General features: G+C 39.8%; 5 protein-coding genes. 4 read left to right on the top strand and 1 reads right to left on the bottom strand.

The window, feature by feature from the left end:
• The first annotated feature begins 1,211 nt into the window (after window positions 1–1,211).
• The 3 genes from HKD46_RS20685 to HKD46_RS20675 are packed head-to-tail and all read left to right on the top strand — an operon-like array spanning window position 1,212 to window position 4,432.
• A complete protein-coding gene (locus HKD46_RS20685; protein ID WP_158657420.1) occupies window positions 1,212–2,393 on the top strand; it encodes a JmjC domain-containing protein in 1,182 nt (393 codons plus the stop codon).
• A gap of 18 nt (window positions 2,394–2,411) precedes the next feature.
• Window positions 2,412–3,224: a TylF/MycF/NovP-related O-methyltransferase gene (locus tag HKD46_RS20680; protein ID WP_053288697.1), complete on the top strand. Its 813-nt coding sequence runs from the start codon at window positions 2,412–2,414 to the stop codon at window positions 3,222–3,224.
• Window positions 3,212–4,432: an MFS transporter gene (locus HKD46_RS20675; protein ID WP_069785450.1), complete on the top strand. Its 1,221-nt coding sequence runs from the start codon at window positions 3,212–3,214 to the stop codon at window positions 4,430–4,432. Before HKD46_RS20680 ends, HKD46_RS20675 begins: the two co-directional genes overlap by 13 nt.
• Before the next feature lie 144 nt (window positions 4,433–4,576).
• Here HKD46_RS20675 and HKD46_RS20670 read toward each other — a convergent pair whose 3' ends face one another.
• On the bottom strand, window positions 4,577–5,359 hold the full coding sequence (locus tag HKD46_RS20670) for a hypothetical protein (protein WP_124812705.1): 783 nt from the start codon (window positions 5,357–5,359) through the stop codon (window positions 4,577–4,579).
• Between the two features lie 547 nt (window positions 5,360–5,906).
• On the opposite strand from HKD46_RS20670, the gene HKD46_RS20665 reads away from it, so the two are divergent.
• Window positions 5,907–7,211 carry a UvrD-helicase domain-containing protein gene (locus tag HKD46_RS20665; RefSeq protein ID WP_223920587.1) on the top strand — a complete coding sequence of 435 codons (1,305 nt, stop codon included), beginning with the start codon at window positions 5,907–5,909 and terminating at the stop codon, window positions 7,209–7,211.
• Window positions 7,212–7,306: the final 95 nt, after the last annotated feature.

Below are 7,306 nucleotides of genomic sequence, written 5' to 3'. Positions count from 1 at the left end.
AAGACTGGAATGGGCAGCTGATTATTTGGCCAAGAACGCTTGCCGAACCAAGCAGAGAAAATCGATACAGAACAGGACCTTGGAAGGAGTTTTAAAGGGACTCAACGCTTAAGGTCCTGTACATGAACTTGGCTTAAGACATCAACGCTTCATCACTTAGTAGTAAGTTATATGTCTATAAACAGAAAACAGCAACATAACCTCAGTTAGGTGTGGTTATATTCGCCCTGTAGGGTGGAAATAAAAAACGTGCTTTTAAAAAATGATTGTTTTACCTATGCAAGCACTTCTCTGCTAGCATTCGCTACACATGAACAGATCGCATACGGCGTTACTGTAACGCCATCCTTACCCCCCCCTGCTACCCGACCCTGGTTGTCACAACCGGAACGATTTTACAAACCCATGGGATCCCAATACACACAGATACGGTCACATTATGTGATGACGGGTCGCTCTAGCGTTTCACTCCTGACCTACTACTCTCAACAGAACATGTCTTTGAGCGTCCTTGACTCTATTCTTGTCTGAGTTGAAGTCGGTCTGATATCACCATGTTCATCATAGGCTACGAGCTACTGCTTTCTGTACCTTTGCTTACCAATGCAGAGGTTACATGTAGAGCAGGAGACTGAGCATAACATAGCTTGTATGTTTGATTTATTTCAAAACAACTATAACCAAGCTCATTTACCAGATTTAAAACCACTGAGTAATCGCAAGACGTGTAAAAGAAGTCTATTAATCTAATTTATAGTGAAACCCACATTTCACATATAGATGTCAATTGATTTTTGTTACCCAGATAAGTAATCACTTAGGGTCAAAAAAATATTTTTGCCTTAATGTTGGTAAAGAATTTGAATTTTCTATATCAAATATGCATTTTCCTCAGTCAATATCACTACTCGACTCAACATCCTACGGATTATCGCTTGTTACAAATAATCAACACTCGTGCATCTTCCTGCTAGAAGGTGTTTACATCTAACTTCTCGGCCATTAAATTGAAATCGCCGTTTGGAGCCTTCGCTCCTGGTATTCATCAACCTTCATTTCATAAGGAAATAAAAAATGACTCTGAATAAAAAGGATATTAAATTCGTTTCTGCGGCTGCACTGAAACATGTTCAGCACGTACTGTTCTGAATATGAACGTATGAAAAAGGATGGTGTGTATACACCATCCTTTTTTAATAGGGGATTATAGAATGTTGCATAAAATTATAGGGTCTATTGACCAAGAAAGTTTTTTTAATAATTACTTCGAAAAAAAGCCACTCTTCCAAAGAGCAGAGAGCAGTCTCATCAATATGTTCACCCTGGCTGACTTTGATCGCTATTTGATTGCTGGAGAGGGCATGCTACATAACTTAGTTAGAATAACTAAGGATGGGGTGGCAATAACGATACCGACCTATCATGGTCAAGCAACAACACAACGAGAATTCGTACTTGAAGCGTTCAAATCTGGTGCGACACTTAAGCTAGAAGATCTTGATAATCGTCACAGTGACATCGCTAAGATCTGCAAAAGCCTTGAGGACATTTTTGGTGGATATGTTTTCGCAAAACCATTCCTTACTGGCGCAAACTTCCCAGGCCTTGATACGCATTTTGATACCACAGAAGTTTTTGTTGTCCAACTAGAAGGGCGTAAAGTTTGGCATGTTTGGGACAAGGTAATCGATAATCCAACTCTTCCACTTCAACAGAACTTTAAAGATGTCGATCTTGGAGCTCCATCAATTGAGGTTATTCTAGAACCTGGAGATATATTATATATTCCAGCAGGAGCGCCACATTCTGCACGATGCTTAGATAGCCACTCATTACATATGGCTATTGGTTTGCAACCAATAAAAATTTTTGAAGTACTGGAAGGATACCTACGGCTAATGTCTGAGCACATAGTTGAACTCAGACAGAATATTTATCCATTCACTGAACGAGATCTTCTTGATAAAAATACAAAACTACTTTTAGATCGATTAAAGAAAGTACCTTTTGATGTAATTAAAGCTGACTTTGATATCGCATATAGCGCAACCAAACATGAGACCTGCGATAGACGCCTGGAAACTCTTGCTGCATCACATGCGATTACTGAGTCAACAAAGCTACGGCTAAGGCAAGGTGTTGATATACAAGCTAGAACTGGTGACGGTTCTATATCAATATATTTTAGTTCGACAATCAGCCCAGGAAAACCGCTTGTTTCAAGGCCTTCGAATGTAACTCTTCCTGATTATTGTCAGGGTGAAATAGATTATATTTGCTCAAGTGGATTAGTTTGCTTTACTCCAAGTCAGCTCTCTGGCGACCTAAACCTAGAGTCGAAAGTTCTGCTCTGTCAAGAGTTGGCTAATGTTGGCATTCTCATTTTAGAGTAACATTAAAGGGGCGTTTTCGTGTATCTTGATTTATTAAGTAAAGTGCTAACAAACAAAATCTATGAGCCTGATAGTCCAAAAGCAACACCTGATGAAGTGGACGAAATAAAGAAGACTCTAGACTTATTAATGAACGATGGTATCAATCTTAATATCAGCGCAGAAGACTTGACTCAAATCCTTCAGTACACCAAGAGATCTAGAAATATTCATACATACGTTAGCATTGACGCATTGAATAATATACGAGATGCCATAACAATCACAAATGAAAAAAAGATTGTTGGCGATGTATTAGATTGTGGGGTTTTGAGAGGGGGGACTTCAATCTACATGGCTGGAGTTCTGAAAAGCCTAAACTCATCTCGTAAGGTTTATGTAGCAGATTCCTTTTCAGGTCTACCGGTTCCCAGTACCCAGGATGGGATTTTTGCAAATCATTTCTGGTATCGATTTTCTAAGGCACTCCCGATATATAACCTGGACTGCTTAGCAAGCATTGATGATGTAAAGGAAAATTTTAATCGTTATGGATTACTCGATGATAACATAATTTTCATGCCAGGCTGGTTTGAAGATACACTACCATCATTATCAGCTGCTAATGTTAAGTTTAGTGTTGTAAGAATTGACGCGGATTGGTATAGCTCAACAAAAGACGTTCTAGATAACGTATATCACCTAATATCCGATGGTGGATTCATCATCATTGATGATTATAATCTACCAGGATGTAAGCTAGCGGTTGATGAATTTAGAGAAAAAAATGGAATTTCAAAACCACTTCAAATTGCAGATGAAGTTGCAGGAGTATTCTTTTGGATAAAATAACTCATTCATTTTCAAACCGTCTCAAGCTACTTTTACTGGGTGATGGGTTGGTCGTGTTCGGGGGATGGATTGACTATATAGCCATACTGACAATATGTGTGTATCGATTTCAAGTTGATAGCATGGAGATAGCAATTATCGGCGCAAGTATGCTATTGCCAGGTATCATATTTACCGGATTTATTAGTAATTTGGTTAATGGCTGTAAAGTTCTTTATTGGTTGCGTACGAGTCTCGTGCTAAGGGCGTTGCTGACTGTTGCACTATTAACTGCAAGCAACCTATATATCTTTGTGGCAATAGCTGTAATTAGATCTCTATTTAATAGCATAGCCACACCAGCTATATCAGTTATCAGTGCTCGTTGTGTACCAGCGGAAAACAGAACTCGCTACTATTCCTTGCTAAATATGATGAATAGTGCAGCAAAGATAACTGGCCCTGCACTTGGTGGAGCAATCGCGTCATTCGGGAGTGACGAATATGCATTGTTGATTTCAGGTGGATTAACGCTTGCTGGCTGCATTGTGTTCTGGACAATAAAGACTACAACAGTTAAAGATGGACTGGACAATTCACCAAGCTCAAAGCCATCAACATTGAGTAATGAAAGTTGGAATTCATATGCCATAGTAATGGCAATATTTTTTATCGCCGTTTTCATGGTCAACAATCAACTCCCAATTTTACTTAGAGATAACGGGTTAGATAAAAGTGCCCTTGGTGTATTAGTATCTTCATCTGCTATAGGAAACTTTCTGTATGGGTTGTGGAGTGCTCGTAATGCTACGTCTTCTTCTCTTAAAGGACTAATTGAGGAGATCTTATTCCCTGCCTTTATTACTATGTGTATGTTTATTTTGATCGCCCCCATATTATATGAACCTTTTACATTGCAATTGGCATCATTGGCTATAGTATTTTTTGTTGTAGGGCTTTTCAGTTCTAGATTTGCGATCTCATCAAATGTATACCTGGCTGAAAATTTTCAAGCAAGCCTTGGGATTGCAGCTGGACGGCTGCAAGCAATCCAGAACAGCGCGATGCTTATAGCGCCATTCATAGGAGCATTTGTACTTAGCCATTCATCTGGAGCTTTTTTGTTTGTACTGGCAGGTGTTACTGGTATCACAGGGTTATTTGCTGTGTATATGATGACTGCAAGAAAAGGCGTTAAACAGACGTTGGATGCAAAGAGCCAAGAGTAGGCGCTAAGAGGTGATATGAGCTGCTAGGAAGCGATCTTCTGTGGGCTTATAAAAACATCATTACTAACCTAGTAGCATAAAAGACACCGGTTTGAAGCCGGTGTCAAGTGATAACTATATCTGTACACTCTATTACATGAAGCCTTATTTCCTCAAGTCAGAGAGCGGCTTGTTAACTACATCCTCAAACTGCTTCAGTGTCTTTTGATACTCCCTTATTTCACGCGGAATAAGTACATCAACAGTTTTAAGAATTTGCTCAACATGATCAGGCAACTTAGGCATTGCAGCATCTTTAATCAGCCGCTCAACATTCGCGGGCAACTTAGTCATTGCAGCATCTTTAATCAGCTGCTCAACATTAGCAGGCAGCTTAGGCATTGCAGCGTCTTTAATCAGCCGCTCAACATTAGCAGGCAGCTTAGGCATTGCAGCGTCTTTAATCAGCCGCTCAACATTAGCAGGCAGCTTAGGCATTGCCGCGTCTTTAATCAGCCGCTCAACATTAGCAGGCAGCTTAGGCATTGCAGCGTCTTTAATCAGCCGATCAACATTAGCAGGCAGCTTAGGCATTGCCGCGTCTTTAATCAGCTGCTCAACATTAGCGGGCAACTTAGGCATTGCAGCATCTTTAATCAGCTGCTCAACATGATCAGGCTGCTTAGGTATTGCTGCACCAATCTTTTCAAACAGTTTTTCCAATTTCTCAGGTAGTTTAGGTGATATTACCGCAGAAGGCTGAAGCTTATTATTAAGCTGCTGCATGGCATTGTGCCACCCACCAGAAATCCCATTAAGTTCAGCCATGATGTCTAACGCTTGGGCTAGCTTTATTCCCTTTTCCTTGGCGAGCTTTTTGGCTTTTTTACGGCAGAATTCAACGGTATTACCAGAAGGGAATTTGATGTGATCGTTTTGGTGTTTCATGATACGCCTGTCCTTCATCAATTTAGATGCGCTAGCCGACATACGCCCTATAGAAGAATAGGGTTAATTGAATTTTCTTTCACTCTGCTGGTCACACACCTTCGCCTAGGTCGGCTAACTGGGTGCAGAAGTACCCATGACACTATCATGCCATGAATAAAGAGGACTCATCAAGATCTTTTCTATTGGCTTTATCAGTTAACTATCTGGAATCGCAGTATCTTCAACGATGATGCTGGCGCGTGGATACGCGCTGCTTTCCCGCTTGTTGCCAACGTGGCCGCATGGAGTGCTACATTGTTGCCAGTCCCATGGGGCTTGTACGCAATGTCACATGCTCTTGAGGTCAAACAACACCAGGTGTGCAGCCAGTTGACATCACAATCCCAAACATGCAGCTCGGTGTGATCGCCCTCTCATCTAGTTTTCTCTACTCATAGGTTTGTGACCAAACCACTCATGTAATCTGTTACGATATCACTCATTTGGCACCACAACTTGTGGGCAAGTAAATAAGTCGCATGACGCATTAATTAGAGAGTTGTTAATGAATGATTACATAGCCAAGCTATCATTTAATTTCATTGGGAAAATCCTTGGCTCAGATACTATTGTTGTGCAGGGAGATAATTTAGTAACCTCAAAAAAAGATACTATTTTAGAAAATGATTCTGCACCCGATTTCAGGAGTTTTGCAACTTTTGAAAGAAAATTTCTAGGCGGGATACTTACCTATAAAATTGGATGTAAGACTAAAAAACAAAAATTTATTAGATGTACTGATTCAGATAGCTTCGTTGAGTCGCTAAATAATTTAATAGCAAAGCATATTACAACAACAATAGAGCAGAAAGTTACCGAGTTTTATAGTCTTGCTTTTGACGAGTACCCAAGAGATTCTTGGGTGAACAATCTTGCTCAAATATGTACTTCATTAAGCCACGACTATCAGGCCCAGTGCGAACAATGGGAAAGATATTTAAATCCTGAACTAATAGAGAAGGTAAAAAATCTAATATCATATCATCCTCTTAATATTGACTACATACGCGAGCAGCATGAAGAGTATCAACTTATAAAAAGAAAAGAGTTCTTTGATGTCGTAGAATCAAATCCATTAACTAATGAACAGCGTTTGGGCGTATTACGTTCCAATGATAGGAATATGGTGCTTGCAGCAGCTGGTACTGGAAAAACATCTGTCATGGTTGCTAAAACCCTCGATCTGATAGACCGAGGATTAGCAAAGCCATCGGAGATCTTGGTTCTTGCATATAACAATGCCGCTGCAAACGAACTACGTGAACGCCTCGAAGATAAAGCTAAGAAATCTAATATTGAGCTAGAATCGACTCCAGAGATTGCTACTTTCCATGCGTTAGGCAGGATGATCCTACGTAATTCAAACGTTGATACCAACATATCTATTTTTACTGAGGATGACGTAAAACTAAAACTATGGGTCACCTCATGGCTTGAAGAATATTTATCATCGGATATCGATAGAATTTATGACTTTATAAACTTGTTCCCAGAACCCGTTAACCCTTTTGATTTTAAGTCAAAGTCAGAATATGAAGCGTATATCAGGGACAACGAATTCAGAACCCTCAACAGTGATCTCGTTAAGGGTTACCAGGAACTCCTTATAGCAAATTTCCTTTATGAAAATGGTGTTGAGTATAAGTATGAGTCTCCATATGTGACCAAACGGCGCATCGATATTGGTTTTGACTATCGCCCAGACTTTAAAATCATAGAACCTGAACTTTACATTGAACATTTTGGTGTAGACCGTAATGGAAGAACTAGGCCGGATACATGTACAGGATCTTTAGCGCCAACCAATTGAAATAGATATAAAAAAGGCTTCGTTTGTGATCTAATTTTATCGCCAAACAAAATCAACACGCGCGAAGCCTATGACCATTATTAATGCTAATCACT

Source organism: Aeromonas sp. TW 6, assembly GCF_013168745.1.
Taxonomy (GTDB): domain Bacteria; phylum Pseudomonadota; class Gammaproteobacteria; order Enterobacterales; family Aeromonadaceae; genus Aeromonas; species Aeromonas caviae.
Note: the sequence above shows the minus strand (reverse complement) of the source record. Positions and strands in the feature narration are given on the sequence as shown.

Bases quoted from the DNA above. Each gene is read 5' to 3' on its own strand.
- HKD46_RS20685 (WP_158657420.1), top strand. From the start codon at position 1,212: ATGTTGCATAAAATTATAGGGTCTATTGACCAAGAAAGTTTTTTTAAT.
- HKD46_RS20665 (WP_223920587.1), top strand. From the start codon at position 5,907: ATGAATGATTACATAGCCAAGCTATCATTTAATTTCATTGGGAAAATC.
- HKD46_RS20670 (WP_124812705.1), bottom strand. From the start codon at position 5,359: ATGAAACACCAAAACGATCACATCAAATTCCCTTCTGGTAATACCGTT.